Origin of the sequence: Dechloromonas agitata is5, from assembly GCF_000519045.1 — a bacterium.
Classification (GTDB): domain Bacteria; phylum Pseudomonadota; class Gammaproteobacteria; order Burkholderiales; family Rhodocyclaceae; genus Azonexus; species Azonexus agitatus.
Genome location: NZ_KI912532.1, coordinates 3,284,122 through 3,310,902, shown reverse-complemented (window position 1 = coordinate 3,310,902; position 26,781 = coordinate 3,284,122). Strand labels below are relative to the sequence as shown.

25 protein-coding genes are annotated in these 26,781 nt (G+C 63.1%); 20 read left to right on the top strand and 5 right to left on the bottom strand.

The annotated features are described in order from the left end of the window. Positions 1 to 34: 34 nt before the first annotated feature. The 14 genes from K420_RS0116145 (at position 35) to K420_RS0116080 (ending at position 14,946) form a co-directional block, all read left to right on the top strand. Entirely contained in the window at positions 35 to 1,849 is a 1,815-nt protein-coding gene (locus K420_RS0116145) for a nucleoside-diphosphate sugar epimerase/dehydratase (protein WP_027458956.1), read from the top strand. A 15-nt stretch (positions 1,850 to 1,864) separates the two neighbouring features. Next, positions 1,865 to 3,817: a bifunctional 3-phosphoshikimate 1-carboxyvinyltransferase/cytidylate kinase gene (locus tag K420_RS0116140; protein WP_035854939.1), complete on the top strand. Its 1,953-nt coding sequence runs from the start codon at positions 1,865 to 1,867 to the stop codon at positions 3,815 to 3,817. Between the two features lie 92 nt (positions 3,818 to 3,909). Continuing rightward, complete coding sequence (gene rpsA, locus K420_RS0116135) at positions 3,910 to 5,586, top strand: 30S ribosomal protein S1 (RefSeq protein WP_027458954.1); 1,677 nt, start codon at positions 3,910 to 3,912, stop codon at positions 5,584 to 5,586. 12 nt (positions 5,587 to 5,598) lie between these two features. Further along, a complete protein-coding gene (locus K420_RS0116130) occupies positions 5,599 to 5,883 on the top strand; it encodes an integration host factor subunit beta (protein WP_027458953.1) in 285 nt (94 codons plus the stop codon). Between the two features lie 68 nt (positions 5,884 to 5,951). Further along, entirely contained in the window at positions 5,952 to 6,233 is a 282-nt protein-coding gene (locus K420_RS0116125) for a LapA family protein (RefSeq protein ID WP_027458952.1), read from the top strand. After that, positions 6,230 to 7,402: a lipopolysaccharide assembly protein LapB gene (gene lapB / locus K420_RS0116120; protein WP_027458951.1), complete on the top strand. Its 1,173-nt coding sequence runs from the start codon at positions 6,230 to 6,232 to the stop codon at positions 7,400 to 7,402. The genes K420_RS0116125 and lapB overlap by 4 nt, the downstream gene beginning before the upstream one ends. A gap of 8 nt (positions 7,403 to 7,410) precedes the next feature. Then, positions 7,411 to 8,730, top strand: a complete 1,320-nt coding sequence (locus K420_RS0116115; RefSeq protein ID WP_027458950.1) for a UDP-glucose dehydrogenase family protein — start codon at positions 7,411 to 7,413, stop codon at positions 8,728 to 8,730. 12 nt (positions 8,731 to 8,742) lie between these two features. After that, the gene (gene rfaE1 / locus K420_RS19335; RefSeq protein WP_035856123.1) at positions 8,743 to 9,666 is read left to right on the top strand and encodes a D-glycero-beta-D-manno-heptose-7-phosphate kinase; all 924 of its coding nucleotides are present in this window, start codon (positions 8,743 to 8,745) and stop codon (positions 9,664 to 9,666) included. 10 nt (positions 9,667 to 9,676) lie between these two features. Next, positions 9,677 to 10,675 (top strand): ADP-glyceromanno-heptose 6-epimerase, encoded by a 999-nt coding sequence (gene rfaD / locus K420_RS0116105; RefSeq protein WP_027458949.1) that lies wholly within the window; start codon positions 9,677 to 9,679, stop codon positions 10,673 to 10,675. After that, positions 10,668 to 11,567 carry a cysteine synthase CysM gene (gene cysM, locus K420_RS0116100; protein ID WP_027458948.1) on the top strand — a complete coding sequence of 300 codons (900 nt, stop codon included), beginning with the start codon at positions 10,668 to 10,670 and terminating at the stop codon, positions 11,565 to 11,567. The genes rfaD and cysM overlap by 8 nt, the downstream gene beginning before the upstream one ends. After that, positions 11,564 to 12,349 (top strand): 3'-5' exonuclease, encoded by a 786-nt coding sequence (locus K420_RS0116095; RefSeq protein WP_027458947.1) that lies wholly within the window; start codon positions 11,564 to 11,566, stop codon positions 12,347 to 12,349. The genes cysM and K420_RS0116095 overlap by 4 nt, the downstream gene beginning before the upstream one ends. Positions 12,350 to 12,412: 63 nt before the next feature. Further along, positions 12,413 to 12,961 (top strand): inorganic diphosphatase, encoded by a 549-nt coding sequence (gene ppa, locus K420_RS0116090; protein ID WP_027458946.1) that lies wholly within the window; start codon positions 12,413 to 12,415, stop codon positions 12,959 to 12,961. Between the two features lie 6 nt (positions 12,962 to 12,967). Next, positions 12,968 to 14,584, top strand: coding sequence for an NAD+ synthase (locus tag K420_RS0116085; RefSeq protein WP_027458945.1), 1,617 nt, complete (start codon positions 12,968 to 12,970; stop codon positions 14,582 to 14,584). Positions 14,585 to 14,607: 23 nt separating this feature from the next. Further along, positions 14,608 to 14,946, top strand: coding sequence for a P-II family nitrogen regulator (locus K420_RS0116080; protein ID WP_027458944.1), 339 nt, complete (start codon positions 14,608 to 14,610; stop codon positions 14,944 to 14,946). A gap of 73 nt (positions 14,947 to 15,019) precedes the next feature. Here K420_RS0116080 and K420_RS20285 read toward each other — a convergent pair whose 3' ends face one another. Next, entirely contained in the window at positions 15,020 to 15,925 is a 906-nt protein-coding gene (locus tag K420_RS20285) for a Smr/MutS family protein (RefSeq protein WP_084019705.1), read from the bottom strand. Next, positions 15,891 to 16,850 (bottom strand): thioredoxin-disulfide reductase, encoded by a 960-nt coding sequence (gene trxB, locus K420_RS0116070; protein WP_027458943.1) that lies wholly within the window; start codon positions 16,848 to 16,850, stop codon positions 15,891 to 15,893. Before trxB ends, K420_RS20285 begins: the two co-directional genes overlap by 35 nt. A gap of 186 nt (positions 16,851 to 17,036) precedes the next feature. Here trxB and K420_RS0116065 point away from each other — a divergent pair, with 186 nt between their 5' ends. From K420_RS0116065 to lolA, 3 genes are read left to right on the top strand one after another with little or no spacing between them, the layout of a single operon-like run. Then, the gene (locus K420_RS0116065; protein ID WP_027458942.1) at positions 17,037 to 17,699 is read left to right on the top strand and encodes a Crp/Fnr family transcriptional regulator; all 663 of its coding nucleotides are present in this window, start codon (positions 17,037 to 17,039) and stop codon (positions 17,697 to 17,699) included. 11 nt (positions 17,700 to 17,710) lie between these two features. Continuing rightward, on the top strand, positions 17,711 to 20,005 hold the full coding sequence (locus tag K420_RS0116060; RefSeq protein ID WP_027458941.1) for a DNA translocase FtsK: 2,295 nt from the start codon (positions 17,711 to 17,713) through the stop codon (positions 20,003 to 20,005). 60 nt (positions 20,006 to 20,065) lie between these two features. Next, on the top strand, positions 20,066 to 20,689 hold the full coding sequence (gene lolA, locus K420_RS0116055) for an outer membrane lipoprotein chaperone LolA (protein WP_027458940.1): 624 nt from the start codon (positions 20,066 to 20,068) through the stop codon (positions 20,687 to 20,689). A gap of 11 nt (positions 20,690 to 20,700) precedes the next feature. Here lolA and K420_RS0116050 read toward each other — a convergent pair whose 3' ends face one another. Then, positions 20,701 to 21,129 carry a nuclear transport factor 2 family protein gene (locus tag K420_RS0116050; protein ID WP_027458939.1) on the bottom strand — a complete coding sequence of 143 codons (429 nt, stop codon included), beginning with the start codon at positions 21,127 to 21,129 and terminating at the stop codon, positions 20,701 to 20,703. A 50-nt stretch (positions 21,130 to 21,179) separates the two neighbouring features. Between K420_RS0116050 and K420_RS19325 the strand changes: the two genes are divergently transcribed. The 3 genes from K420_RS19325 (at position 21,180) to K420_RS0116035 (ending at position 24,042) form a co-directional block, all read left to right on the top strand. Continuing rightward, a complete protein-coding gene (locus tag K420_RS19325; RefSeq protein WP_157275137.1) occupies positions 21,180 to 21,866 on the top strand; it encodes a 2'-5' RNA ligase family protein in 687 nt (228 codons plus the stop codon). 10 nt (positions 21,867 to 21,876) lie between these two features. Next, on the top strand, positions 21,877 to 22,647 hold the full coding sequence (locus K420_RS0116040) for a hypothetical protein (protein ID WP_157275136.1): 771 nt from the start codon (positions 21,877 to 21,879) through the stop codon (positions 22,645 to 22,647). 105 nt (positions 22,648 to 22,752) lie between these two features. Next, positions 22,753 to 24,042 carry a malonyl-CoA decarboxylase gene (locus K420_RS0116035; RefSeq protein WP_232422841.1) on the top strand — a complete coding sequence of 430 codons (1,290 nt, stop codon included), beginning with the start codon at positions 22,753 to 22,755 and terminating at the stop codon, positions 24,040 to 24,042. A gap of 3 nt (positions 24,043 to 24,045) precedes the next feature. Here K420_RS0116035 and K420_RS0116030 read toward each other — a convergent pair whose 3' ends face one another. After that, positions 24,046 to 24,804, bottom strand: coding sequence for a fumarate reductase iron-sulfur subunit (locus K420_RS0116030; protein ID WP_051453198.1), 759 nt, complete (start codon positions 24,802 to 24,804; stop codon positions 24,046 to 24,048). Beyond that, positions 24,801 to 26,780: a fumarate reductase flavoprotein subunit gene (locus tag K420_RS0116025; protein WP_027458935.1), complete on the bottom strand. Its 1,980-nt coding sequence runs from the start codon at positions 26,778 to 26,780 to the stop codon at positions 24,801 to 24,803. Before K420_RS0116025 ends, K420_RS0116030 begins: the two co-directional genes overlap by 4 nt. Position 26,781 lies beyond the last annotated feature (1 nt).

Genomic DNA, 26,781 nt, shown 5'->3' with positions numbered 1-26,781 from the left:
ATAGGGCGCCCTGACTTTTTCTGGAAGCCGTTGCATGACCAATCCGCGTACTTTGGCCGCCTTTGCTCACGATCTGGTGGCAGCTGTATTGGCCTGGATGCTGGCCTTCGCGCTACGCTTCAATTTCGATATTCCGCCCGAGTTTTATGCCGCGGCTTGGCAGTCCTTGTTTTGGGTTCTGCCTCTGTTCGGTGCGCTGTTTTTTGCTTTCGGCCTGTATCGCGGCTTGTGGCGTTTTGCCAGTCTATCGGATTTGCAACACTTGGTGGCGGCTGTGCTGACGGGGGCGTTGCTGACCACGGCTGCTGTTGTCTTTATTGGCCTCGGGCCGATTCCACGTTCCGTTTTGGTTCTGTACCCATTGTTGTTGGCGCTGGCAATGGGGGGAAGCCGCTTTGCTTATCGGAGCTGGAAGGAGCATCGCCTGTACGGCCCGACCAAAATGCGGGGCCAGCCTGTGCTGGTGCTTGGTGCCGGCGAGGCTGCCGACTCGCTATTGCGGGAGATGAACCGAAGCGGCCTATGGTATGCCGTTGCGTTGGTCGATGACAATCCCAGCAAGGTTGGTCGTCGCTTGCGGGGGTTGCCGGTATTTGGTCCGCTGGCCAGGGTGGGTGAGGTGGCTGAAAAATATGGGGTCAAGCACGTCATCATGGCCTTGCCGGGCGCCAAGTCTTTTGAGCGGCGAAGTGCGGCTGAGCATGCGGCGGCAGCTGGTCTAACGGTGATGACCATGCCGTCTTATGATGATCTGCTGGCGGGCCGGCTCTCGGTTTCCAACATTCGTCGGGTTGAACTGGAAGATCTGCTGGGTCGGGAGTCGGTCTCGCTCGACGATGCTGGTTTGCATGAACTGTTGACCGGGCGGGTGGTGATGGTGAGCGGTGCGGGGGGGTCAATTGGTTCCGAGCTTTGTCGGCAGATCGCCAAATTCGCACCTTCCCGTTTGGTTCTCTTCGAAGCCTCTGAGTTTTCACTTTACCGAATTGACGAGGAATTGGCGCAGTCCTTCCCTGGCGTGGTCATTGCTGCCTGGGCTGGCGATGTGCGTGATGCTGAGCGGGTGGAAGAGGTTTTGACGGCCGAAAAACCGGCAGTGATCTTCCATGCAGCGGCTTACAAGCACGTACCGCTGATGGAGCACGGCAACGCCTGGCAGGCGGTGCGCACAAATGCACTTGGCACACTCACCCTGGCTCAGGCGGCGCAGGCGGCAGGAGTCGATAAATTTGTTCTGATTTCGACGGACAAGGCGGTCAACCCGACCAATGTGATGGGCGCCAGCAAGCGTCTGGCGGAGCGTTTGTGCCGAGCTCACCAGTCTGCTGGGGGAACACGTTTCGTCACCGTTCGTTTCGGCAATGTGCTCGGTAGTAACGGCAGCGTCATTCCCAAATTCCGTGAGCAGATTGCGCGGGGCGGGCCGGTGACAGTGACGCATCCAGATATCGTGCGCTATTTCATGACCATTCCCGAGGCCGCGCAACTGGTGTTGCAGGCGGGCTGGATGGGGCAGGGCGGTGAGATCTTCGTTCTCGATATGGGTGAGCCGGTAAAGATTGTGGACTTGGCGCGCGACATGATTCGTTTGTCTGGGTTTTCCGAAGAGGACATACACCTCGAGTTCACCGGCTTGCGCCCTGGCGAGAAGCTCTACGAGGAACTCCTGGCTGACGATGAGGCGACTTTGCCTACGCCGCACCCGAAGCTGCGCATCGCCCGCCTGGTCGATGACATGAGCGAAGCCGAGCGGCATGAGTTGCTCGCGTGGCTGATGCCAAGTGTTCGCAGTGCGGATTCGGTCAAGGAAGGTTTGAAGCGCTTTGTTCCCGAATACGTCATTCAATGACAGTTTTGTTTGCTGATGGAGTTTGAATTGAGCACCGCATTTATTGATCTTCCCCAACTATCGGCGGCAACCGGAACAATTTGCCTGCCTGGCTCCAAAAGTATTTCCAATCGTGTCTTGCTCCTTGCTGCGTTGGCTGAAGGCGAAACCGAGGTTCGCGATCTTCTCGCCTCCGACGACACGGCGCGCATGCTCGAAGCGTTACAAAGACTAGGTGTAGGTGTTACTCCGCTTGGTAAGGAAAGTTGGAAGGTTACTGGTTGCGGTGGGAGCTTTCCGATCAAGCAGGCTGAGCTCTTTCTCGGCAACGCTGGCACGGCTTTCCGTCCCTTGGCGGCCGCACTGGCATTGGCTGGCGGCGACTATGTCTTGAAGGGTGTCGCCCGCATGCATGAGCGGCCGATTGGCGATCTGGTCGATGGCCTGCGTCAGTTGGGTGCCGACATCACCTATCTGGGTAACGAGGGCTATCCACCACTGCACTTGAAGCCAGCCAACATCCAGCCCGGAGGCGTGGTCAAGGTGCGCGGTGATGTTTCCAGCCAGTTCCTGACCGGCTTGCTGATGGCCTTGCCGTTGACCGGGGAAACCGTCGTGGTCGAGGTGCTCGGCGAGCTGATTTCCAAGCCCTATATCGAAATCACACTGGCGACCATGGCCCGCTTTGGCGTCGTGGTCGATCGTGATGGCTGGCAGCGCTTCACGGTCAAGGCGGGTAGCCGTTATGTCTCGCCGGGGATAATCTATGTCGAAGGCGATGCCTCTTCAGCCTCCTATTTCCTTGCGCTGGGTGCCATCGGTGGTGGGCCGGTGCGGGTCGAGGGCGTGGGGCGCGACTCTATCCAGGGCGACGTTCGGTTCGCCGAGGCGCTGGCCGGCATGGGGGCGGTGATTGAGATGGGACCTAACTGGATGGAGGCTCGGGCGCCGGAAGGGGGGCTAAGGGGGATCGATCTCGATTGCAACCACATTCCCGATGCTGCGATGACGCTGGCGACGACGGCCTTGTTCGCACAAGGCCCGACGACCCTGCGGAATATTGCCAGCTGGCGGGTCAAGGAAACCGATCGCATCGCGGCGATGGCGACTGAATTGCGAAAGCTCGGTGCCGCCGTTGAAGAGGGAGCGGATTTCATTCGCGTCACGCCGGTCGCCAGGTTGAAGCCAGCCACCATCGACACTTACGACGACCATCGCATGGCGATGTGCCTCTCGCTGGCGGCTTTCGGCACGCCCTTGCGGATCAACGATCCGAAGTGCGTCGCCAAGACCTTCCCGGACTATTTCGAGCGATTTGCCGCCGTCACGACAGCGGCGCCGGTGATTGCCATTGACGGGCCGTCGGCCTCGGGCAAGGGCACGGTTGCCGCACGGGTAGCTGAGGCGCTGGGTTTTGCCTACCTGGATTCTGGCGCACTGTACCGGTTGACCGCGCTGGCTGCCCGGCAGGCTGGGGTGGACTGGGCAAACGAGGCGGGTGTGGCGGCCATTGCGGCAACGCTGGATGTCGAGTTCGTGGCCGGTGATATTCGCCTCAACGGAGTGGTGGTCGGCGACGCCATCCGCAGCGAGGAGATGTCTTCCGGGGCTTCGCAAGTTGCCGCACTGCCGGCTGTCCGCGAGGCTTTGCTGTTCCGCCAGCGCGCCTTCAGTACTGCGCCCGGGCTGGTTGGCGATGGGCGCGACATGGGCTCGGTAATCTTCCCGAAAGCGTCACTCAAGGTCTTCCTGACGGCAAGTGCGGAAGCGCGCGCCGAGCGTCGCTATAAGCAGTTGATCGAAAAAGGATTCTCTGCTAATCTCGCGGACCTTCTGTCAGACCTGAAGCAGCGCGACGAACGCGATTCGCAACGCAGCGTGGCTCCACTCCGGCAGGAAGCTGATGCCAAGCTGCTCGACACCACGCATCTCACCATCGAACAGGCGGTGAACCAAGTGCTGGCGTGGTTCGGCGAAGTATCGAAGTAGTGGGTGCGACCGGCTGCAATGGCCGGTTGCCTGTCGTTCAACCTTAACCCGCTGCGGGTCTCGCGATTCGTGGCATGAAAGTTCTCTCCGTAATGGAATCTTTTGCTCAACTATTTGAAGAATCCCTGGCTCGCCAGGAAATGCGTCAAGGCGAAGTCATCACCGCCGAGGTGGTGGCCATCGATCACAATTTCGTCGTGGTCAATGCCGGCCTGAAATCGGAATCCTATGTTCCGCTCGAAGAATTCCTGAACGATCAGGGTGAAGTCGAAGTCAAGGAAGGCGACTTCGTCCAGGTCGCCATCGAAATGCTGGAAGACGGCTATGGCGCCACGCGCCTGTCGCGCGATCGCGCCAAGCGCATCGCTGCCTGGAACTTCCTGGAAGAAGCCCTGAACAACAACACCCTGGTCACCGGCACCATCACCGGCAAGGTCAAGGGCGGCCTGACCGTCATGTCGAATGGCGTGCGCGCCTTCCTGCCGGGTTCCCTGGTTGACATGCGTCCGGTCAAGGACACCACGCCGTACGAGGGCAAGACCCTGGAATTCAAGGTCATCAAGCTGGACCGCAAGCGCAACAACGTTGTGATGTCCCGCCGTGCCGTGCTCGAAGCCACCGCTGACAAGGATCGCGAAAAGCTGCTCGAGAACCTCAAGGAAGGCACCACCGTCAAGGGTATCGTCAAGAACATCACCGACTACGGTGCGTTCGTCGACCTGGGCGGCATCGATGGCCTGCTGCACATCACCGACCTGGCCTGGCGCCGTGTCCGTCACCCGTCCGAAGTGCTGGCCGTGGGCGACGAAGTCACCGCCAAGATCCTCAAGTTCGACGCCGAAAAGAACCGCGTCTCCCTGGGCATGAAGCAGCTGGGCGACGATCCGTGGGTCGGCATCGCCCGCCGCTACCCGGCTGGTACCCGCCTGTTCGGCAAGGTCACCAACCTGACCGACTACGGTTCCTTCGTTGAAATCGAACAGGGTATCGAGGGTCTGGTGCACGTCTCCGAAATGGACTGGACCAACAAGAACGTTCACCCGTCCAAGGTTGTCCAGCTCGGCGACGAAGTCGAAGTCATGATCCTCGAGATCGACGAAGAGCGTCGCCGTATCTCCCTCGGTATGAAGCAGTGCAAGCCGAATCCGTGGGATGACTTCGCCATGAACCACAAGAAGGGCGACAAGGTCCGCGGTGCCATCAAGTCGATCACTGATTTCGGTATCTTCATTGGCCTGCCGGGCGGCATCGATGGCCTGGTTCATCTGTCCGACCTGTCGTGGAGCACCTCCGGCGAAGAAGCGATCCGCAACTTCAAGAAGGGCGACGAAGTCGAAGCCATCGTGCTCGGCATCGATGTCGAGAAGGAGCGCATCTCCCTGGGTATCAAGCAGATGGAAGGGGACCCGTACACCAACTTCATCGCCACCCACGAGAAGAACAGCATCGTGCGCGGCACCGTGAAGTCGGTCGATGCACGTGGTGCCGTGGTTGCCCTCGACGGTGACAACGAAGGCTATCTGCGTGCTTCCGAGTTCTCGCGCGACCGTGTCGACGATCTGTCGCAGCACCTGAAGGTCGGCGACGAAGTCGAGGCGATGATTGTGAACGTGGATCGCAAGACCCGCGGCATCAACCTGTCGATCAAGGCCAAGGACAATGCCGAGCAGCACGAAGCGATGCAGAAGCTGGCTTCTGAATCCTCCGCCGCTTCCGGTACGACCAACCTGGGTGCCCTGCTGAAGGCCAAGCTCAACCAGCAAGGCTGATAGGCAAAAAGCATGACCAAATCCGAGCTCATCGCCCGGCTGGCGGAGCGGTTTCCGCAGTTGGTGGCGAAGGATGCCGATTTTGCGGTCAAGATGATTCTCGATGCGATGTCCGAAGCGCTGGTGCGCGGGGATCGCATCGAGATCCGCGGATTCGGCAGCTTTGCGCTCAACTACCGTCCCCCGCGCATTGGACGCAATCCCAAATCGGGGGAGAAGGTCAGCGTCCCGGCCAAATGGGTTCCCCATTTCAAGGCCGGAAAAGAATTGCGCGAACGGGTCGATCAGGCGATCTAAAGCCGGACTTGGCCCAATGTGGTAGATTCGGGGCAGTGAGTTTTCACTGCCCTTTTTTATTGAATGTCATGACAGCATTGACCTGGGCCATCCGGCTCATCATCTTCGTCGCCCTTCTCGTTTTCGCGACCCAGAACACCGACCCGGTCAGCCTGCGTTTCTTTACCGGGCAAATCTGGCAGGCGCCGCTGGTCCTGGTGCTGCTGGCCTTTTTCGTCGGTGGCGTGATACTGGGCGCCTTGTCCCTGCTCGGCGTGATCTTCCGCCAGCGGCGCGAAATCGCCCGCCTGAAGCGCGCCGCGCCGCGCAAGCCGGAAGCGGTGGATGTCGTGGTTCCTCCGGCTGTATGAACGAGCTGATCGAATACTGGCAACTCCTGCTCATTCCCGTTTTTTTCGGTCTGGGCTGGGCTGCGGCGCGGGTCGATATGCGGCAGGTGGTACATGAATCCCGCGCCTTGCCGCGCTCCTATTTTCAGGGCCTGAATTTCCTGCTCAACGAGCAGCCGGACAAGGCCATCGACTCCTTCCTCGAAGTGGCCAAGGTCGATTCGCAGACCGTTGAACTGCATTTCGCCCTGGGCAACCTGTTTCGTCGACGTGGCGAAACCGAGCGGGCCATCCGCATGCACCAGAACCTGATCGACTTGCCGGAGGTGGAAGAGCGTATCCGCCTGCAAGCCCTCTCCGAACTGGGTCAGGACTACCTCAAGGCCGGCCTGCTCGATCGGGCCGAGGAAATGTTCAACAAGCTGCTTGGAACCGCTCTCGAGGAGGAAGCCAAGCGCAATCTGCTGGAAATCTATCAACTTGAGAAGGAATGGCTGAAGGCGGTCACTATCGCCCGCGAATTGCCGGATGTCGCATCCCATCGCGAAATTGCCGAGTACTACTGCGAGTTGGCGGCTAACGAAATCATGCGTTCGCGACCCGACGAGGCGCGCCAGTATCTCGACGTCGCCATGCAGGAAAACCGCAAATGCGTCCGGGCCAGCCTGCTGCAGGGGGATCTGCTGCTCCAGGAGGGCAAGCCGCAGGCGGCCATCGAGGCCTGGCAGCGCATCGAGCAGCAGGATCCGGCCTACCTGGCCCTTGTCGCGCAACGCCTGCTGGAGGCTTACCGCAAGCAGGAGCGGCTGGCCGAGGGTATTGCGCTGCTCAGCGGTTATCTCGAGCGCTATCCCTCGCTCGACTTGCTCGAAGTGGTTTATCAACTGGTGCTTGAGAGCGAAGGCACCGAGGCCGCGTATCGGCTGGTGCGTGGCGAATTGCAGCGTAATCCGACCCTGCTGGGCCTGGAAAAACTGATGAGTGCGCGCTTGCCACTGGTCTCGCCCGAGGTCAGGCCGGACGTCGAACTGGCCAAGACCATCATCCAGGGCTATACCAAGCGCCTGTCGCGCTATCGGTGCGATAATTGCGGCTTCAAGGCCCGCCAGTTCTACTGGCGCTGCCCGGCCTGCGGCGGCTGGGAGACTTACCCGCCGCGGCGCAGCGAAGAATTCGATCAATCCTTGTAGGAAGCTCTATGAAAATCACCGTCGTCGGGACCGGCTATGTCGGTCTGGTCAGTGGTACCTGTCTGGCCGAGGTCGGCAATGACGTCCTGTGTCTGGACGTCGATCCGGAAAAGATTCGCATCCTTGAGGAAGGCGGTATTCCGATCTACGAACCGGGCCTGCAGGACATGGTTCGCCGCAATGTGGCGGCTGGTCGCCTGCACTTCACGACTGATATCGAAAAGGCTGTCCAGCACGGTACCGTCCAGTTCATCGCGGTCGGTACGCCACCCGATGAGGACGGCTCGGCTGACCTGCAGTATGTCCTCGGCGCCGCCCGCAATATCGGCCGCCTGATGACCGATTACAAGGTCGTCGTCGACAAGAGCACCGTGCCGGTCGGCACCGGTGCCAAGGTTCATGCCGCGATTGCGGAAGAACTGCAGAAACGTGGCATCAATACGCCGTACAGCGTCGTTTCCAACCCGGAGTTCCTCAAGGAAGGTGCCGCCGTCGAAGACTTCATGCGTCCCGACCGCATCGTCGTCGGCGCCGAGGACGATCAAGCCATCCATCTGATGCGTGCCCTCTATGCACCGTTCCAGCGCAACCACGAACGTCTGATCGTCACCGACATCAAGAGCGCTGAACTGATCAAGTACGCCGCCAACGCCATGCTGGCCACCCGTATCAGCTTCATGAACGAACTGGCCAACCTGGCCGAGGTGCTCGGGGCCGACATCGAAATGGTCCGCCAGGGTATCGGCTCCGATCCGCGCATTGGCTACCACTTCCTCTACCCGGGCTGCGGCTATGGCGGTTCCTGCTTCCCGAAGGATGTCAAGGCACTGATCAAGACGGCGCAGGATGACGCCCATATCAATCTCAAGGTGTTGACCGCCGTCGAGGAAGCCAACGACGCGCAGAAGCATGTGCTGACTGGCAAGATCAAACGCCGTTTCGGCGATCTCAAGGGCAAGCATTTCGCCCTGTGGGGCCTGGCCTTCAAGCCGAATACCGACGACATGCGCGAAGCACCGAGCCGGGAGCTGATTGCCGACCTGTTCGAGGCCGGCGCCACCGTCACGGCTTACGACCCGGTCGCCATGCATGAGACGCAGCGTATTTTCGGCAACGAGGCGCGACTGAAATATGCCGAGAGCCCGATGGGTGCGCTGGAAGGGGCTGACGCTCTGGTCATCGTGACCGAGTGGAAGGAATTCCGCAGCCCGGATTTCGAGGTCATCAAGGGTACGTTGAAGAACCCGGTTATCTTCGATGGCCGCAACCTGTATGACCCGAAGTTCGTGCGCAATTCGGGTATCGAGTATTTCGCCATCGGGCGCTGAGAGATTCGCAACATGCTGGACAAGGTTTCGCAGGTTCGCCTGCTGGTCGTCGGTGACGTGATGCTGGACCGCTACTGGTTCGGCGACGTCAGCCGGATTTCGCCGGAAGCGCCGGTGCCGGTGGTCAAGGTCGAGCGGCAGGAAGAGCGCCTCGGGGGCGCCGCCAACGTGGCGCGCAACGCCGCCTCGCTGGGTGCCACGACGGCGCTGCTGTCGGTTGTCGGCGACGATGATGCTGGCCGCTCGCTGGGCCGTCTGCTCGAGGAGGGGTTGATCGATGCCGGGTTGCATGTCGACCCAGAGATCGACACCATCGTCAAACTGCGCGTCATTGGACGTCAGCAGCAGTTGCTGCGCATCGACTTTGAAACGCCGCCGTCGCACGAGATCCTGCAGGCCAAGCTGGCCGATTTCGAGCGTCGGGTAGCCGATGCTGACGTGGTCATCCTGTCGGATTACGGCAAGGGAGGGCTGACCCATATCGCGGAGATGATCCGCATCGCCCGTGCGGCCGACAAGCCGGTGCTGGTCGACCCGAAGGGCGACGAGTGGGGCAAATACGCTGGGGCGACGGTGATCACACCGAACCGCTCTGAGCTGAAACAAGTCGTCGGCAGCTGGAAAACCGAGGCGGAACTGGTCGCCAAGGCCAGCAAATTGCGCGGCGAGCTCGGCCTCGAGGCCTTGCTCGTCACCCGTAGCGAGGAGGGGATGACCCTCTTCGCTGATGAAGTCCATCACCAGCCGGCCAAGGCACGTGAAGTGTTCGACGTGTCGGGCGCTGGCGATACCGTCATCGCCACCCTGGCTGTCATGCTAGCGGCCGGTGCCGCTTGGGATGAAGCCATTCGCGTCGCCAACATCGCCGCCGGCATTGTCGTCGGCAAGCTCGGCACGGCGGTCGTTACCCGCCAGGAACTGCTCGCCGCCCTGTAAGGAGAATTCCATGTATTACGTCGTCACCGGCGCCGCCGGCTTCATCGGCTCTAATATCGTCAAGGCGCTGAACGAGCGCGGCATCACCAACATCATCGCGGTCGACAACCTGACCAAGGCCGACAAGTTCAAGAACCTGATCGACTGTGAGATTGCCGACTACCTCGACAAGCACGATTTCATCGAGCGCATCCAGGCCGGCCATTACGACGGCGAGATCGAGGCCATCCTGCATGAAGGCGCCTGCTCCGACACCATGGAGACGGATGGCCGCTACATGATGGAGAACAACTACCGCTACTCGTTGATCCTGCTCGACTGGTGCCAGGATCAGGACGTGCAGTTCCTCTACGCCTCGTCGGCCGCGACCTACGGCGGAAGCAGCGTGTTCAGGGAAGAGCGTCAGTACGAGGGGCCGCTGAACGTTTACGGCTATTCGAAGTTCCTCTTCGACCAGATCGTCCGTCAGCGGTTGGCGAAGAACCCGTCGTCGCAGATCGTCGGCTTCCGCTACTTCAACGTCTATGGCCCGCGCGAAACGCACAAGGGGCGCATGGCTTCGGTCGCTTTCCACAACTACAACCAGTTCAAGGCCGAGGGCAAGGTCAAGTTGTTCGAAGGCTCGCACGGCTACGAGAACGGCGACCAGAAGCGCGATTTCGTGTTTGTTGGCGACGTCGCCAAGGTTAATCTGTTCTTCCTCGATCATCCGGAAAAATCCGGCATCTTCAACCTTGGTTCCGGTCGGGCGCAGGCCTTCAACGATGTCGCCGTCGCGGCCGTCAACGGCTGCCGCAAGGCGAGGGGAGAAGCCGCTCTGTCGCTGACTGAGCTGCAGACGCAGGGCCTGCTTGAATACGTCGCCTTCCCGGAGGCCTTGAAAGGCAAGTACCAGGCCTTCACCCAGGCGGACCTGACCCGGCTGCGCGAGGCTGGCTACGAGGCACCAATGGCCACGGTCGAGGAAGGCGTCGCCCAATATATCGACTGGCTGCATGACCATGTATAAAACCCTGCAGGATTTCGTCGGCAATACGCCGCTGGTGCGCTTGGTGCGCATCCCCGGGCTGGATAACGAACGGCGGGGGAATGTCATCCTGGCCAAGCTGGAGGGCAACAACCCGGCGGGTTCCGTGAAGGACCGGCCGGCGCTGTCGATGATCGTGCGGGCCGAGGCACGCGGCGACATCAAGCCGGGCGATACGCTGATCGAGGCGACTTCCGGCAATACCGGCATCGCGCTGGCCATGGCCGCGGCGATGAAGGGCTACCGCATGATCCTCGTCATGCCGGAAAACCAGAGCATCGAACGCCGGCAGAGCATGCGTGCCTTCGGCGCAGAACTGGTGCTGACGCCGCGCGATGGCGGCATGGAACTGGCGCGCGACGTCGCCGAGAAAATGCGCGATGCCGGGCAGGGTATCATCCTCGATCAGTTTGCCAATCCGGACAATCCGTTGGCCCACTACGAGGGAACCGGCCCCGAAATCTGGCGCGATACGGGTGGCAAGGTGACGCATTTCGTGTCGAGCATGGGCACGACCGGTACCATCATGGGCACCAGCCGCTTCCTGAAGGAAAAGAACCCGGCCATCCAGGTCGTTGGTTGCCAGCCGGACGAGGGGAGCCAGATTCCCGGTATCCGCAAGTGGCCGGAAGCCTACCTGCCGAGAATTTTCGACCGCAGCCGGATCGATCGGGTGGAGAACGTCAGCCAGGCCGATGCCGAGGCAATGACGCGGCGCCTGGCCATGGAGGAGGGCATTTTCGCCGGTATTTCCTCGGGCGGCGCGCTGGCTGTTGCGCTGCGTCTGTCGCATGAGCTGGAGAATGCGGTCATCGCCACCATCGTCTGCGACCGGGGCGACCGCTACCTGTCGACGGGTGTCTTCCCGGCATGAAACCGGTCCTCGTCTTCGATATCGAGACCATTCCCGATGTCGCCGGCTTGCGTCGGCTCAACGAGCTGCCGGCCGAACTCTCCGACGAGGAGGTGGCGGAACTCGCCTTCCAGCAGCGGCGAGCGAAGAGCGGCAACGATTTCCTGCCCTTGCACCTGCAGCGCATCGTCACCATTTCCTGCGTGCTGCGTACCAGCGAGGGTTTCAAGGTCTGGTCGCTGTCCGAGCCGGACCTGAACGAAGGCGCCATCATCCAGCGCTTCTTTGACGGCATCGAAAAATTCACACCGCAGATCGTCTCCTGGAACGGGGGCGGTTTCGACCTGCCGGTGCTGCACTACCGCGGCATGCTGCATGGTGTCGTGGCGCCGCGCTACTGGGACATGGGCGACGGTGACTACGCGGATTCCCGTGATTTCAAGTGGAACAACTACATCAGCCGTTACCACACGCGCCACCTTGACCTGATGGACCTGCTCGCGCTCTACAACGGCCGGGCCAATGCCCCGCTCGATGAATTGGCCAAGCTGTTCGGTTTCCCCGGCAAGCTGGGCATGGATGGCGGCAAGGTGTGGTCGGCCTGGCAGGATGGCCAGATTGCCGAGATCCGCGATTATTGCGAGACCGACGTGGTCAATACCTATCTGGTCTACAACCGCTTTCGCCGCATGCGTGGTGAATTGACGGCCGCGGAGGAAGTGGCGGAGGTCGAATTCGTCAAGGCACAGCTGGCCAGGATCGGTGCGCCGCACTGGCAGGAGTTTCTCGCCGCCTGGGGCTGAACACCAGCCGGGGCGGCGTTATAATCGCAAGTTCTCAAACATCTACACGCAGAGAGAAACCTCATGGCACTGAACAACGTTCCTTCCGGCAAGTCCCTTCCCGACGATTTCAACGTCATCATCGAGATTTCCGCTCACTCCGAGCCGGTCAAGTACGAAGTTGACAAGGACAGCGGCGCGATTTTCGTCGATCGCTTCATGTCCACGTCCATGCACTATCCCTGCAACTACGGTTACATCCCGCACACCATCGCTGGCGACGGCGACCCGGTCGACGTACTGGTCGTCGCCCCGTTCTCCCTGCCGCCGGGTGTCGTTGTCCGCTGCCGCCCGCTGGGCCAGCTGTCCATGACCGACGAAGGTGGCGATGACGCCAAGCTGCTGGCTGTGCCGGTTTCCAAGCTGACGCCGCTGTACAACGACGTCAAGACCATCGAGGATCTGCCGGAACTGCTGCGCAAGCAGATTGCCCACTTCTTCGAGCGTTACAAGGATCTCGAGCCGGGCAAGTGGGTCAAGGTCAACGGCTGGCAGGGCATCGAGGAAGCCCGTCAGGAAATCATGGATGGCATCCAGCGTTTCAACGACGCCAAGGACAAGCCGAACTACTAAGTTCCCATGCTGCGAATCGCCGTTGCCCAGTTCAACGCCACCGTCGGTGACCTGACGGGCAACGTCGAACGCATCATCCAGTGCGCCGCCGAGGCCAAGGCCCGCGGCGCCCACGTGCTGCTCACGCCGGAACTGGCGTTGTGCGGCTATCCGCCGGAAGATCTGCTGCTGCGCCCGGACTTCTACCGGGCCTGCAACCGGGCGCTTGATGACCTGGCCGCCCGGCTCGACGGCATCGCCGTCATTGTCGGGCATCCGGAAGAAAGCGAAGGCGCCTGCTTCAATGCTGCCACGGTTATCGACAATGGCCAGCGCACCGCGACCTATCGCAAGATGCGCCTGCCGAACTATGAAGTCTTCGACGAGAAGCGCTATTTCGAACAGGGCAGCGCCCCCTGCGTCGTCACGCTGAATGGCGTGTGCTGCGGCATCAACATCTGCGCCGACATCTGGGAAGAGGGCGCGGCCGAGTTGGCCCGCCAGGCCGGCGCCGAACTGCTGCTCGTCCTCAATGCCTCGCCCTGCCACCTCGACAAGACCCGCGAGCGGGTCCAGGTGCTGGCCGACCGCGTGACGGCAATGGGCATTCCGGCAGTCTATTGCAATCTGGTCGGCGGCCAGGATGAACTGGTGTTCGATGGCGATTCCTTCGCCCTCGACGCCGATTGCAGCGTCTGCATGCGCTTGCCGCAATTCGAGGAGGCGCTGGGTGTCGTCGATTTCGAGGCCGGCCGTCTGACGTCGCGTGATCTGTGCGACGAACTCCCCCTCGAGGCCGAGGCCTACAACGCGCTGGTCCTCGGCGTGCGCGACTACATTGGCAAGACCGGCTTCAAGGGCGCCATCATCGGCCTCTCCGGTGGCATCGATTCGGCGCTGACCCTGTGCATCGCAGTCGACGCGCTGGGGGCCGACAAGGTGCATGCGGTCATGATGCCGTCGCCCTACACCGCGCAGATGAGCCTCGACGATTCGCGCGAAATGATTCGCCAGCTTGGCTGCTCCTACGACGAAATTTCCATTGCGCCCGCGATGGCGACCTACGCGGCGATGCTCGATCCGCTGTTCGTCGGCCTGCCGGCCGATACGACGGAAGAGAACATCCAGGCCCGCATCCGCGGCAACATCCTGATGGCCTTGTCGAACAAAACCGGCAAGTTGGTGCTGACCACTGGCAACAAATCCGAAATGGCGGTGGGTTACTGCACGCTGTACGGTGATATGGCCGGCGGCTTCGCGGTAATCAAGGACGTTTACAAGACCCTGGTCTATCGCCTGTCGCGTTATCGCAACTCGTTGTGCCAGGGCGACCCGGTGATTCCGGAAAACATCATTGTCCGGCCGCCCTCGGCCGAGTTGAAGCCGGATCAGAAGGACCAGGATTCGCTGCCCGAATACGAGGTGCTGGACGCCATCGTCAAGGCCTACATGGAAGAGGACCGCAGTCCGCGCGAAATCATCGCGGCCGGCTTGCCGGAAGCCGATGTGCGCCGCGTCGTGCGCCTGCTGCGCATCGCCGAGTACAAGCGGCGCCAGGCACCGGTCGGTATCCGCATCACGCCGCGCGGTTTCGGCAAGGATTGGCGGTATCCTATTACCAACCGTTACGTCGACGAATTTTAAGAACCTGATAGGGGAACCAGACCATGAAGAAAATCGAAGCTGTCATCAAGCCGTTCAAACTGGACGAAGTGCGCGAAGCCCTGTCGGAAATCGGCATCAGCGGGCTGACGGTGACCGAGGTCAAGGGTTTCGGCCGTCAGAAGGGGCATACCGAGCTGTATCGCGGCGCCGAGTACGTGGTCGATTTCCTGCCCAAGATCAAGATCGAGATCGTGGTCAATGAGGAGCAGGTCGACCCGGCCATCGAAGCCATCATCAAGGCCGCGCGCACCGGCAAGATCGGCGACGGCAAGATTTTCGTGATGCCCGTCGAGCAGGTCGTCCGTATCCGCACCGGCGAGACCAACGAAGCCGCCATCTGAATGTTGCTGTTGCGGCAGGCGGCCCGGTAACCGGGCGCCAGGAAGCACACCGGGGCAGCCGCTTGGCTGCCCTTTATTTTTTGGCGGCGCGCAACAGCACGATCAGCGCGCCTTCGCCGCCATCGTGCGGCCGGGCCTGGCAGTAGGCGAGGATCTCCTGGCGCTGGGCCAGCCAGCCACGGACCAGCTGGCGCAGGACGGAAAGTTTTTGTGGCGAGCCGTGGCCCTTGCCGTGGATGATCCGGACGCAGCGCCGGCCGTCGTGCAGGCATTCGGCCAGGAAGTCGACCAGTTGCTGCCGGGCCTCGTCGCGGTTCAGGCCGTGCAGGTCGAGTTCGGCCTGAGTCACCCAGCGGCCCCGTCGCAAATCACGCAGCACATTGGCCGAGAGGCCCGGGCGCAGGTAATGCGGCTCGTCACCGCCTTCCAGGCGATCCTGCAGGCCGATCTGGCCGTGCAGGCTTTCGTGCAGGGCGGCGCGCTCGTCCTTGAGGAATTGCCGAGGGCGCGGTGCCGGGGGCGGTGTGCCGAGCGCCACCCGGTTGCAGTCAGGCAATGGCGCGACACCATGCATCGCGATGGCCAGTGCCGCGGCGTCCGGATCGCGTGACAGACAGGGCGGCAGGGTTCCTTCCCGGTGCCAGTGGGACGGTAACCCATCGTTGGGCGCGAGCGGCGGCGAGGTGCTGGAATCGGCGCGGCTCGTCGGGCTTGGGCGAGGTGGCAGACGGCGCGACGGTGGCCGGCCGAGTTGGACGCGATTGTCTGTTGCCAGAGGCTGTGCCCCCGCAATGGCTGCCTGGAAGGTGGCTGCGTTGTCGTCCGGTTCGAGAGGCACGGCCGGCGGCCGGGCTGTGGTTGGGGCGGGGGAAACGGTACGGGCGCTCTCCGGGCGGCCTTTCCAGGCCGCCCGCAATCCCGCCTTGAGCTGGTCGTTGGCCGGCTTAGTGCCCAAGGTTGTCGAGGTAGCGTTCGGCATCGAGCGCCGCCATGCAACCGGAGCCGGCCGAGGTGCAGGCCTGCTTGTAGATCTGGTCCTGTACGTCGCCGGCCGCGAAGATGCCGGGGATGCTGGTTTGCGTAGCGTTGCCGTTGCGGCCGGCCTGGGTGACCAGGTAGCCGTTGTCCATTTCCAGTTGGCCGGCGAAGATGTCGGTGTTCGGCTTGTGGCCGATGGCGATGAACACGCCATGCACGTCCACCTTGCTGATCGCACCGGTGTGCGTGTTCTTGACGCTCAGGCCAGTGACGCCGGAGTCGTCACCCAGCACTTCGTCGAGCGTGCTGTTCCACAGGATGGTGACCTTGCCTTCCTCGGCCTTCTTGAACAGCTTGTCCTGCATGATCTTCTCGGCCTTGAACTTGTCGCGGCGATGGATCACGGTGACGTGGCTGGCGATGTTGGCGAGGTAGAGCGCTTCCTCGACGGCCGTGTTGCCGCCGCCGACGACGGCGACCGGCTTGTTGCGATAGAAGAAGCCGTCGCAGGTGGCGCAGGCCGAGACGCCCTTGCCCATGAAGGCCTCTTCGGAGGGCAGGCCGAGATACATGGCCGAGGCGCCGGTGGCGATGATCAGCGCGTCGCAGGTGTAGGTACCGCTGTCGCCGATCAGCATGAAGGGCTTTTCGGTCAGCTTCGTCGTGTGGATGTGGTCGAAGATGATTTCGGTATCGAAGCGGCGGGCATGCGCTTCGAAATTCGCCATCAGCTCGGGGCCCTGGATGCCGTCGGCTGCTGCGGGCCAGTTGTCGACCTCGGTTGTCGTCATCAGCTGGCCACCCTGGGCCATGCCGGTGATCAGCACCGGCTTGAGGTTGGCGCGGGCGGCGTAGACGGCGGCGGTATAGCCGGCAGGGCCGGAACCGAGGATGATGAGCGGCGTGTGGCGGGCATTCTGGGACATGACGATCCTCTTGGGTGGCTGAGCGGAAAATTATAGCGTTGTCTGCGCTGGCCACCCAGATTGCCCGGCCGGAGAGGCTGTGCGCAGGGGCGTCGGCGAGGCCGGGAGTGAATTTCCGCAAAGCCCTATGAAAGATGGGAAATGAGTTTATAATTATCGCGTAACTCTATGAACGGAAACTGATTTATGGCAACCACTCCTGTTGGTTATAGTCCGGTTGTCCTGCGCAATGTCCCGCTGTTTTCCGGGCTTGACGACCTCGAACTGGAAAAGCTGTCCAAGGTATCCGGGCGGAAGCGGGTGGAGCGTGGCGCCTTCATCGTCCGTTCCGGCGAAAGCACCGATTCGCTTTACTTCCTGCTCGTCGGGCGGGCCAAGGTAACCAATGTCGATGAGGAAGGGCGGGAGATCATCCTGGCCTGGCTCGGGCCGGGCGAGTTCTTTGGTGAAATGGGCCTGATCGACGGCAGTCCGCGTTCGGCCAATGTCGTCGCCGCCGAAGCCTGCGAGTTGTTGTTCCTGAGCAAGGAATCCTTCCAGCGCTGCTTGCAGGACAATTTCCAGGTCGCGCAGAAATTGATGAAAACCCTGGTCATGCGCTTGCGCGAAGCCGACCGCAAGATCGAGAGCCTGGCGCTGCTCGATGTCTATGGCCGGGTTGCCCGCCTGCTGCTCGACATGTCGGAAATCGCCGATGGGCGGCGGGTGATCAGGAAGAAGATGTCGAAACAGGATATGGCGAAAATGATCGGTGCGTCGCGCGAAATGGTCAGCAAGGTCATGCGTGACCTGGAGTTGAGCGGTTACATCTGCTACGAGGGTGACCTGCTGGTCATCCCGGGGGCCTGAGCATGGCCCGTATGGCGAAGGCAGCGACGGCACCCAGCCCGCTGCCCGAGAAGATCGGCAACCTGCTGCAGGAGTCGCGCTGGCTGGGCGTTGGCGCCGTCGCGCTCTTCCTGATCCTCGCCCTCTGGGGCTTCGACAAGGAAGATCCGGGCTGGTCGCATGCCGTCGTTTCCTCGTCGCTGCACAACCCGACCGGACGGGCCGGGGCGTGGATTGCCGACCTGATGCTCTATGTGTTCGGCCTGTCGGCCTGGTGGTGGGTCGTGCTGCTCGGCATGTTCGTGTGGTGGGGCGTTCGCAAGTTCAATGCGCCGGAAGCGCACCGGCAGCACCCCCTGTTGATCGCCCTGGGCGGCTTCCTGTTCCTGTTGCTGGCCAGTTGCTCGCTCGAGGCCCTGCGGTTCTACTCCATGCAGGCCGAATTGCCGCTCGCACCGGGCGGCATGCTGGGCATCGAATTGGGCGGGGTGCTGGCCAAGCAGTTGGGCTATACAGGCTCGACGCTTTTTCTGCTGGCGGCGATGGCGGTTGGGTGGAGCATCTTTTCCGGCATGTCCTGGCTGTGGGCCTTTGAAAAACTGGGCTTGATCCTCGAAGCTTTCGTCGGTTTCTTCTACGGGCGGGTCGATGCCTGGCGCGACCGGCAGATCGGCAAGGAAGTGGCGCAGCAACGCGAAGTCGTGGTCGAAGAGGAAAAGCGCCGCGTCGAACTGCATGAGCCGATTGTCATCGAAACGCCGCCGCCCGAGGTGCCGGTGTCGAAGAAGGCCGAGGCGCGCCTGGAGCGCGAGAAGCAGCAGATGCTCTTCCCCGAGGCGATCGTCGGCGGCCAGTTGCCGCCGCTGCACCTGCTCGACCCGGCGCCGCCGGCGACCGAGACGGTCGGTGCCGATACCCTCGAATACACCTCGCGCCTGATCGAGCGCAAGCTGGCCGACTTCGGCGTGCAGGTGAAAGTGCTGGCGGCGATGCCCGGGCCGGTCATCACCCGTTACGAAATCGAGCCGGCGGTTGGCGTCAAGGGCGCCCAGATCGTCAATCTGGCGCGCGATCTGGCGCGGGCGCTGGCCATGGTGTCGATCCGCGTCGTCGAGACAGTGCCCGGCAAGTCGTGCATGGCACTCGAACTACCCAATCCGAAGCGGCAGATGGTCAAGCTCTCCGAGATCATCGCCAGCAAGCCCTACAACGACATGAGCAGCCCGCTCACCGTTTGCCTCGGCAAGGACATCGGCGGCCAGCCGGTGGTCGCCGACCTGGCCAAGACGCCGCACCTGCTGGTCGCCGGTACGACCGGTTCCGGCAAGTCGGTCGGGGTCAATGCGATGATCCTGTCGATGCTCTACAAGTCGGAGCCGGAGCATGTCCGCCTGATCATGGTCGACCCGAAGATGCTCGAACTGTCGATCTACGAGGGTATTCCGCACCTGCTGGCGCCGGTCGTCACCGACATGAAGCAGGCGGCCAACGCGCTGCACTGGTGCGTGACCGAGATGGAAAAGCGCTACAAGCTGATGTCGGCGATGGGCGTCCGCAACATCGCCGGCCTCAATACCAAGATCAAGGACGCCGAGAAGAAAGGCGAGCACATTCCCAATCCGTTGTCCCTGACGCCGGAAACGCCCGAGCCCTTGAAGGCGATGCCGTACATCGTGGTCATCATCGACGAGCTGGCCGACCTGATGATGGTGGTCGGCAAGAAGGTCGAGGAGCAGATCGCCCGCCTGGCGCAGAAGGCGCGGGCGGCTGGCATCCACCTCGTGCTGGCGACGCAGCGGCCGTCGGTCGATGTGATCACCGGCCTGATCAAGGCCAACATCCCGACCCGCATCGCCTTCCAGGTGTCGAGCAAGATCGATTCGCGCACCATCCTCGACCAGATGGGCGCCGAGGCGCTGCTCGGCCAGGGCGACATGCTCTACCTGGCGCCAGGTACCGGCTATCCGACCCGCGTCCATGGCGCCTTCGTGTCCGATGATGAAGTGCATCGTGTTGTCGAGCATCTCAAGACGACCGGTGCGCCGGAATACGTCGAGGACATCCTGAGCGGTGCTGCCGGTGACGACGAGGAGGGCGGTGGCGAGGGGGGCGACAGCGGCGATGCCGAGAACGACCCGCTCTACGATCAGGCGGTCGACATCGTGCTGAAGAACCAGCGGGCGTCGATTTCGCTCGTTCAGCGCCACCTGCGCATCGGCTACAACCGCTCGGCCCGCCTGATCGAGGCGATGGAAAAGGCCGGCCTCGTTTCCGCCATGGATGGCCGCGGCGGGCGCGAAGTGCTGATGAAGAAGCCGGCCGAATAAGCGGTTCCGTTGTTACACCCTGAAACAGCGCGGCCGGCCACGGCGCGCTAAGCTTGCTGCATGAAAAAGACGCTCAGCCAATTCGCTTCCCTCCTTGCCCTGTCGCTGCTGCCGGCGCTCGCCCAGGCCGGTGCCATCGACCAGTTGCATGATTTCCTGAAGAACACCCGCAGTTTCAAGGCGGATTTCTCGCAGGCGCTGCTGGCCAAAAACGGGCGCAAACCGCAGCAATCTTCCGGCACGGTGGCCGTTGCCCGGCCCGGCAAGCTGCGCTGGGAAATCGCCAAGCCCTATCCGCAACTGGTGGTTGGTGATGGCGAGCGGTTCTGGATACATGACCCGGAATTGCAGCAGGTGACTGTCCGCAAGGCCGACAAGGCCCTCGGTGCGTCGCCCGCCGCCCTGCTGTCCGGCAGCAACGACCTGGAAAGGAATTTCAATCTGCGGGAAGCCGGTGAGGCAGACGGCCTGGCCTGGGTCGAGGCGACGCCGAAGACCGGCGACAGCGGTTTCGAACGGGTGCGCCTGGGCTTCTCCGGTGCGGACCTGCAGGCCATGGAGTTATTCGACAGCTTTGGCCAGACGACGCTGGTCCGCTTCAGCCGCATCGAACGCAACCCGAATCTGCCGGCCGCAACCTTCAAATTCACTCCGCCGGCCGGGGCGGACGTCATCGGCGAATAGGTGCCGACCGGTCAGGAATTTCGCTCTTGGTCGGCGTCAACATCCGGCTTGCCGCTGACGCTGATCATCAGCCAGGTTCCGTTCCGTCCGAGGTAAACCGCCGACCATTTGCCGGTAATCCGGCGGGTTCCTGAGCCTTCCGCCGCCCGCGTTGCCGTGTAGGTGTCAAGCGCAACGCCCACACTGTGGTCGTAAACCCTGACGCTGAGCGGCTTGAGCGCATGCTCGATGACACGGGGCGAATCGCCGGCTACCGACTGGACGGCTGCCTCCCGGTCGTGCGGCAGCGGGCTGTTCATGTCCCAGCCGACGGAGGCCGGGTGAAGCAGGGGCCGTATCGCGGCGGCATCGTGATCGCGCGCCAGATTCCAGCGGTGTGTGACGTGATCCCAGAGCGATTGCGCTTCCGGGTTAAATCGGGTTGTCGGCTGATCGGGCATGCCGGATTTCGGAGGTTTGGGCGGCGCCAATGGATAGCATGGGGGCAATTATGGAACTTGAAACTGCATCACGGACGATGAAGACCGAGCGGCGCGATTTTGCCGAGTGGCATCGCGGCCGTTCGCCCTACGTCTTCTGGGCGCTCGATGTCGATCTTCCCGCCGTGCGCGCCGAACTGGCGCGGGTCGCGGCTGGCCTGGGCGGGTTGCTGCTCGACGAGTATCAGCGGCAGCCCCACGTCACGCTCGACCTGTGCGGCTTTCCCCAGCCTCGGCCGGCTGGCGACGATGAATTCGGGGCTGGTCTGCTGGAAGGGCAGATTGCGCGGTTGTCGGCGGCCGGTCTGGCCCCCTTCGAGATCGTCATCGGCGGCCTGAACAGTTTCCTGTCGGCGGCCTATCTTGACGTCGATGATCCGGCTGACCGGCTGGCCACCCTGCGCGCCGCACTGGCCGAATCCGGCAGCAACCGCTTGTTCGGCGACTATGTGCCGCATTGCACGGTCGGACTGTACGGTGCCGAGTGGCCGACCGGCGAGGTGCTCAGCCGCTTCCGTCATTTGTCGGACGCTCCTGCGATCCGTGTGCGGATCGAGCGGGTCAGCCTGATGAGCTACGAGCCGGCCACAATCGCCGGCCGCTTGCAGATTCTGGGCGATTTCTGGCTCAATACGCGCCGCATGCACTGGCGTCCGGCATTTTCGCAGCTCGGGCTGGGGCAGCTTGCAACCGAGTAAGCGAGGCAAGGTGAGTTTTCGTCAGGGGTGGGCGCTGTTTATCGGTCTGGGCGTGGCAGGCGGCTGCCTGGCTGATCCGGAAATCATGGTGCATGAGGGCGATCTCGCCGAGCGCGGCGAACTGCTTGCCACGCTGCACGGCAACTACACGCCGAAGGGCGACCGCCGGCGCGACGACGGCACCTGGCCGACGCACCGCCTGACTTCGCTGATGGCGGAGTTTGCCACCGGCCTGGCGCCGGGCTGGGAGGCGGGCATCCATCTGCCCTTCATGCGTGCCGGCATCGACAGCGACACGTCGCAGCGCGGCGACTGGGGCGCCTCGGCCGTCATGTTCCGCCTCAAGCATATCCGGCGGCAGGACAGCGGGGTGTTCTACGGCTTCAATGCCGAGTACGACATCAATGCCAAGCGCTATGTCGCCGACCCGCGCAGCATCGAGTTTCGCGGCATTGTCGGCTTCGACGCCGAGCATTTCCGGGTGACCGCCAACCCGCACCTGATCTGGGGTTTCGGGCGGAGCGGTGGCGATCATGCGCCGGATCTCAACATCGACTGGAAGGTGCTGCAAAAGGCGAGCGCTGACTTTGCCTGGGGTGCCGAGCTGTACACCGACTGGGGCAAGGCCGGGCATTTGCACCCCGGCCAGGGTGACCGCACGCTGTATCTGGTGAGCGAGACCGAAACGGCGCTTGGCTCGCTGCATCTCGGTATCGGCCGCGGCTACAAGGGGACCCCGGAACGGACGATCGTCAAGCTGGTCTGGTCGAATTCCTTCTGATCGAGCGCCAGGGAGCGGTTCTCCAGCCTCTTTTCTTGATGCACAATGGCTGAAAGGAGGCGAGTCATGGTGGCAGGAAATCTGGTTCATAAACTGCGGTCCCTGATGGGCGGCAACGCCGAACGCGTCGCGCTGACGGCAAGGGGAGTCGAACAATTGCGCGGCCAGTTGCGCGAGTGTGCCGAGGGACTGGGCGGCGAGGTGTCGGCCCGCGGTCGGGCGGCGCGGCTGGCGGAAACCTATCTGCGCCTGAACGACGAGGGGCGGCAGCGCTTCCTGAAGCTGATCGCGCTGGAGTTCGGCCCCGATCCGAAGAAGGTCGAAAAGGCCCATGCCGCCTACCAGAAGGCCGTCGGTACCGCTGATCAATGGAAGGCCGAGGCCGCCCTGCGCGGCGCCATGCGCTCGTCGCGCATCCGCATCCTGACCCAGTTCAACGCCATCCCGCAGGGCGTCAAGTTCCTGGTCGATCTGCGCGCCGACCTGTTGCGCTATCTGGAGCAGGACAAGGAACTGGCCGTGCTTGACCGCGAACTGGAGTCGCGCCTGAGCGCCTGGTTCGATGTCGGCTTTCTGGAGTTGCAGCGCATCACCTGGCAGTCGCCGGCCGCGTTGCTCGAAAAGCTGATCGAATACGAGGCGGTGCATGAAATCCGTTCCTGGGCCGACCTCAAGAACCGCCTCGATTCCGACCGCCGTCTCTATGCCTTCTTCCACCCGCGCATGCCGGCCGAGCCGCTGATCTTCGTCGAGGTGGCGCTGACCGACCATCTGGCCGACAACGTGCAGGCCCTGCTCGACGAACACGCGCCGGTTTTCGACAACCGCAAGGCGGACACGGCGATTTTCTATTCCATCTCCAATACCCAGGTCGGCCTGCGTGGCGTGTCCTTCGGCAACTTCCTGCTCAAGCGGGTGATTGATGATCTGCAGCGGGATTTCCCCAAGCTGGCCCATTTCGCCACCTTGTCGCCGATGCCCGGCCTGGCATCCTGGGTGCGCAAGAACCCGGCGGTGCTGGGCGAAGCCGGCATCGAGCTGTCGCTGGAAGACCTATCGACCGGCGCCTGGTCGGCTGACAAGAAACAGGTGCGTGCCCTGCGTGAACCCTTGTCCCGCCTCGCCGCACGCTACCTGGCCAGCGCCAAGCAGGGCGGTGGGGAGAGCGGGCCGCCAGCCGATCCCGTGTCGCGCTTCCACCTCGGCAACGGCGCGCGTGTCGAGCGGTTGAATTACCTGGGCGACACGTCGGCCAAGGGTTTCCGCCAGTCCTTCGGGCTGATGGTCAATTACCTGTACAGCCCGGACGATATCGAGGCCAATCTGGAAGCCTTCGCCAGCCAGGGCAGTATCGCCATGTCGGCGACGGTCAGGCGGCTGGCCAGGAAGGCGTAGCGTTTAGCGCAGGCCGAGGGCGGCCATCTTGCGGCGCAGGAAGGCGATCTGCGTCTGCAGCGGCAGTTGCTTGGGGCACAGGTCGTGGCAGCCGAGCAGTGACATGCAGCCGAACACGCCGTCGTCGTCGCCGATCAGTTCGTAGAAATCGGCATCGCTGCGCTGGTCGCGCGGGTCGAGCCGGAAGCGGGCGATCTTGTTGAGGCCGACGGCGCCGACGAAGCCTTCGCGCATCTGCGCCGTGCCGCAGCCGGCGATACAGCAGCCGCATTCGATGCAGCGGTCGAGTTCGTAGATGGCCTCGGCCTCGGCCGGCTCCATGCGGGCTTCCAGGGCATCGAGATCGACCGGCGTAGTGCTGTGGATCCAGGTTTGCAGCCGCTCGCTGGTGCCGCGCATCCATTTCCCGGTATTCACCGACAGGTCGCCGATCAACTCGAAATAGGGCAGCGGAGCCAGGGTGATGTGGTCGCCGAGGTCGCGGGTCAGCGTGCGGCAGGCCAGCCCGGGGCGGCCGTTGATCAGCATGGCGCAACTGCCGCAGATGCCGGCACGGCAGACGAAGTCGAACTGCAGCGAGCCGTCCTGGTGTGCCCGGATGTCGTTGAGGGCGATGAACAGCGTCATGCCGTCCGCCTCGTCGAGTTCGTAGTCCTGTAGGTGCGGCACGCTGGCCGGGTCGGCCGGGTTGCAGCGCAGGATGCTGAGGGTCAGGCGGCGGGGCTGGCCGGCAGTCGGCCGGCGACGGAGCAGGGGAATCATCTTTCTTCTCCGATGCGGGCATTGAGGCCGCGCAGGTGCGGGGGCAGCAAATGGCGGTAGGGCATCAGTGCCTGCTGCACGGCATGGCGGTCGGCGTTGCCCAGGCTGGCGCGGATGGCCTCGATTTCGGCCTGGCGGAGGGCGGTGGCCGGGTGCTCGATGGCGTCGCGCGCGCCATAGCCGCGCCAGCCGGGCGGCAATTCCATACGCGCCACGTCGAGTGCCTCGTAGTCGAGGCGGGGGCGGGTCGGCTCGCCATCCGGCCAAGTGGCCAGCGTGCGCTTCAGCCACTCGGCGTCGTTGCGCCGCGGGTAATCCTCGCGGAAATGGGCCCCGCGGCTTTCGGTCCGTTGCAGTGCGCCGTAGGCCACGCATTGCGCCAGCTTGAGCATGCGCTGCAGGCGCCAGGCAGTGGTCAGTTCCGGATTGGCACCTGCCCGCGTGGTGCGCAGGCCAACCTGCCGGCAGCGCTGGATCAACTGTTCCAGTTCGGCGACGGCGGCGGCCAGTTGGTCCCCCTGGCGCACGATGCCGACCTGTTCGCTCATCAGGGTTTGCATGCGCCGCAGCAACTGGTTGGCGTCCTCGCTCGAACGGTTGTCGGCGATGGCGGAAAATTCGGCGCTGGCTTTTGCCCAGGTTTCGCGCACCAGGGCGGTCGATACCTGCATGTCGCCGTCCGGCGAAGCGCAGAAATCGGCGATGGCCTCGCCGACGATCATGCCGGCGACCACGGTTTCAGCCACCGAGTTGCCGCCCAGTCGGTTGAAGCCGTGCAGATCCCAGCACGCCGCCTCGCCGCAGGCGAACAGGCCGCGCAGGCCGTAGGCCTGGCCGTGGGCGTCGGTACGGATGCCGCCCATCGAGTAATGCTGGGCCGGGCGCACCGGTATCCACTGCCTGGCCGGGTCGATGCCGAGGAAGTAGTGGCAGATTTCCTTCACCTCGCGCAGCTTGTGTTCGATATGCGCGGCGCCGAGCAGGGTGATGTCCAGCCACAGGTGCGGGCCGTAGCGCGAGGCGACGCCCTTGCCACTGCGGATGTGGGCCTCCATGCGCCGCGACACGACGTCGCGTGAGGCGAGTTCCTTCTTCTCCGGCTCGTAGTCCGGCATGAAGCGGTGGCCGTCCACATCGCGCAGCAGGCCGCCATCGCCGCGACAACCTTCAGTGACCAGGATGCCGGCCGGGAAGATGGCCGTCGGGTGGAACTGCACCGCCTCCATGTTGCCGAGCGGCACGACGCCGGTTTCCAGCGCGATGGCGGCGCCGATGCCCTCGTTGATCACCGCATTGGTGGTCGATTGGTAGATGCGTCCGAAACCGCCGGTGGCGATGCAGGTGGCACGGGCGACATAGGCCAGCAGGCGGCCGTCGATCAGGTTGCGGACGATGGCGCCATAGCAGCGCCCGCCGTCGTGGATCAGCGCCACCGCTTCCATGCGCTCATGCACCGGGATGCCGGCGGCGATGGTCTGGTCGCTGACGGCGTAGAGCATGGCGTGGCCGGTGCCGTCCGAGACGTAGCAGGTCCGCCATTTCTTGGTGCCGCCGAAATCGCGGGCGGTGATCAGGCCATGCGCTGCGGCGCTTTCAGTCAGCGTGACGCGCTGGCCGTCCATCACCACCGCATGCGGCCCTTGCTGCACGCGGTTCCACGGCACGCCCCAGGCGGCCAGTTCGCGTACTGCTTTCGGTGCGGTATGCACGAACATGCGGGCGACTTCCTGGTCGTTGCCCCAGTCGCTGCCGCGCACGGTGTCCTCGAAATGCACATCCTCGTTGTCGCCGCCGCCGCGTGCCGCATTGCCCAGGCTGGCCTGCATGCCGCCTTGCGCGGCGGCGGAATGCGAGCGCTTGGGCGGCACCAGGCTGAGGATGATGACCTGTTGGCCGCGCTTGCGGGCCGCCAGCCCGGCCCGCAAACCGGCCAGGCCACCGCCGATGACCAGGACATCGGTGTGGATGGTTTCCATG

What these genes read in the sequence shown, in the direction of transcription:
- K420_RS0116145 (WP_027458956.1), top strand. Translation starts at nt 35, where the DNA reads ATGACCAATCCGCGTACTTTGGCCGCCTTTGCTCACGATCTGGTGGCA.
- K420_RS0116140 (WP_035854939.1), top strand. Translation starts at nt 1,865, where the DNA reads ATGGAGTTTGAATTGAGCACCGCATTTATTGATCTTCCCCAACTATCG.
- rpsA (WP_027458954.1), top strand. Translation starts at nt 3,910, where the DNA reads ATGGAATCTTTTGCTCAACTATTTGAAGAATCCCTGGCTCGCCAGGAA.
- K420_RS0116130 (WP_027458953.1), top strand. Translation starts at nt 5,599, where the DNA reads ATGACCAAATCCGAGCTCATCGCCCGGCTGGCGGAGCGGTTTCCGCAG.
- K420_RS0116125 (WP_027458952.1), top strand. Translation starts at nt 5,952, where the DNA reads ATGACAGCATTGACCTGGGCCATCCGGCTCATCATCTTCGTCGCCCTT.
- lapB (WP_027458951.1), top strand. Translation starts at nt 6,230, where the DNA reads ATGAACGAGCTGATCGAATACTGGCAACTCCTGCTCATTCCCGTTTTT.
- K420_RS0116115 (WP_027458950.1), top strand. Translation starts at nt 7,411, where the DNA reads ATGAAAATCACCGTCGTCGGGACCGGCTATGTCGGTCTGGTCAGTGGT.
- rfaE1 (WP_035856123.1), top strand. Translation starts at nt 8,743, where the DNA reads ATGCTGGACAAGGTTTCGCAGGTTCGCCTGCTGGTCGTCGGTGACGTG.
- rfaD (WP_027458949.1), top strand. Translation starts at nt 9,677, where the DNA reads ATGTATTACGTCGTCACCGGCGCCGCCGGCTTCATCGGCTCTAATATC.
- cysM (WP_027458948.1), top strand. Translation starts at nt 10,668, where the DNA reads ATGTATAAAACCCTGCAGGATTTCGTCGGCAATACGCCGCTGGTGCGC.
- K420_RS0116095 (WP_027458947.1), top strand. Translation starts at nt 11,564, where the DNA reads ATGAAACCGGTCCTCGTCTTCGATATCGAGACCATTCCCGATGTCGCC.
- ppa (WP_027458946.1), top strand. Translation starts at nt 12,413, where the DNA reads ATGGCACTGAACAACGTTCCTTCCGGCAAGTCCCTTCCCGACGATTTC.
- K420_RS0116085 (WP_027458945.1), top strand. Translation starts at nt 12,968, where the DNA reads ATGCTGCGAATCGCCGTTGCCCAGTTCAACGCCACCGTCGGTGACCTG.
- K420_RS0116080 (WP_027458944.1), top strand. Translation starts at nt 14,608, where the DNA reads ATGAAGAAAATCGAAGCTGTCATCAAGCCGTTCAAACTGGACGAAGTG.
- K420_RS20285 (WP_084019705.1), bottom strand. Translation starts at nt 15,925, where the DNA reads ATGCCGAACGCTACCTCGACAACCTTGGGCACTAAGCCGGCCAACGAC.
- trxB (WP_027458943.1), bottom strand. Translation starts at nt 16,850, where the DNA reads ATGTCCCAGAATGCCCGCCACACGCCGCTCATCATCCTCGGTTCCGGC.
- K420_RS0116065 (WP_027458942.1), top strand. Translation starts at nt 17,037, where the DNA reads ATGGCAACCACTCCTGTTGGTTATAGTCCGGTTGTCCTGCGCAATGTC.
- K420_RS0116060 (WP_027458941.1), top strand. Translation starts at nt 17,711, where the DNA reads ATGGCGAAGGCAGCGACGGCACCCAGCCCGCTGCCCGAGAAGATCGGC.
- lolA (WP_027458940.1), top strand. Translation starts at nt 20,066, where the DNA reads ATGAAAAAGACGCTCAGCCAATTCGCTTCCCTCCTTGCCCTGTCGCTG.
- K420_RS0116050 (WP_027458939.1), bottom strand. Translation starts at nt 21,129, where the DNA reads ATGCCCGATCAGCCGACAACCCGATTTAACCCGGAAGCGCAATCGCTC.
- K420_RS19325 (WP_157275137.1), top strand. Translation starts at nt 21,180, where the DNA reads ATGGAACTTGAAACTGCATCACGGACGATGAAGACCGAGCGGCGCGAT.
- K420_RS0116035 (WP_232422841.1), top strand. Translation starts at nt 22,753, where the DNA reads ATGGGCGGCAACGCCGAACGCGTCGCGCTGACGGCAAGGGGAGTCGAA.
- K420_RS0116030 (WP_051453198.1), bottom strand. Translation starts at nt 24,804, where the DNA reads ATGATTCCCCTGCTCCGTCGCCGGCCGACTGCCGGCCAGCCCCGCCGC.
- K420_RS0116025 (WP_027458935.1), bottom strand. Translation starts at nt 26,780, where the DNA reads ATGGAAACCATCCACACCGATGTCCTGGTCATCGGCGGTGGCCTGGCC.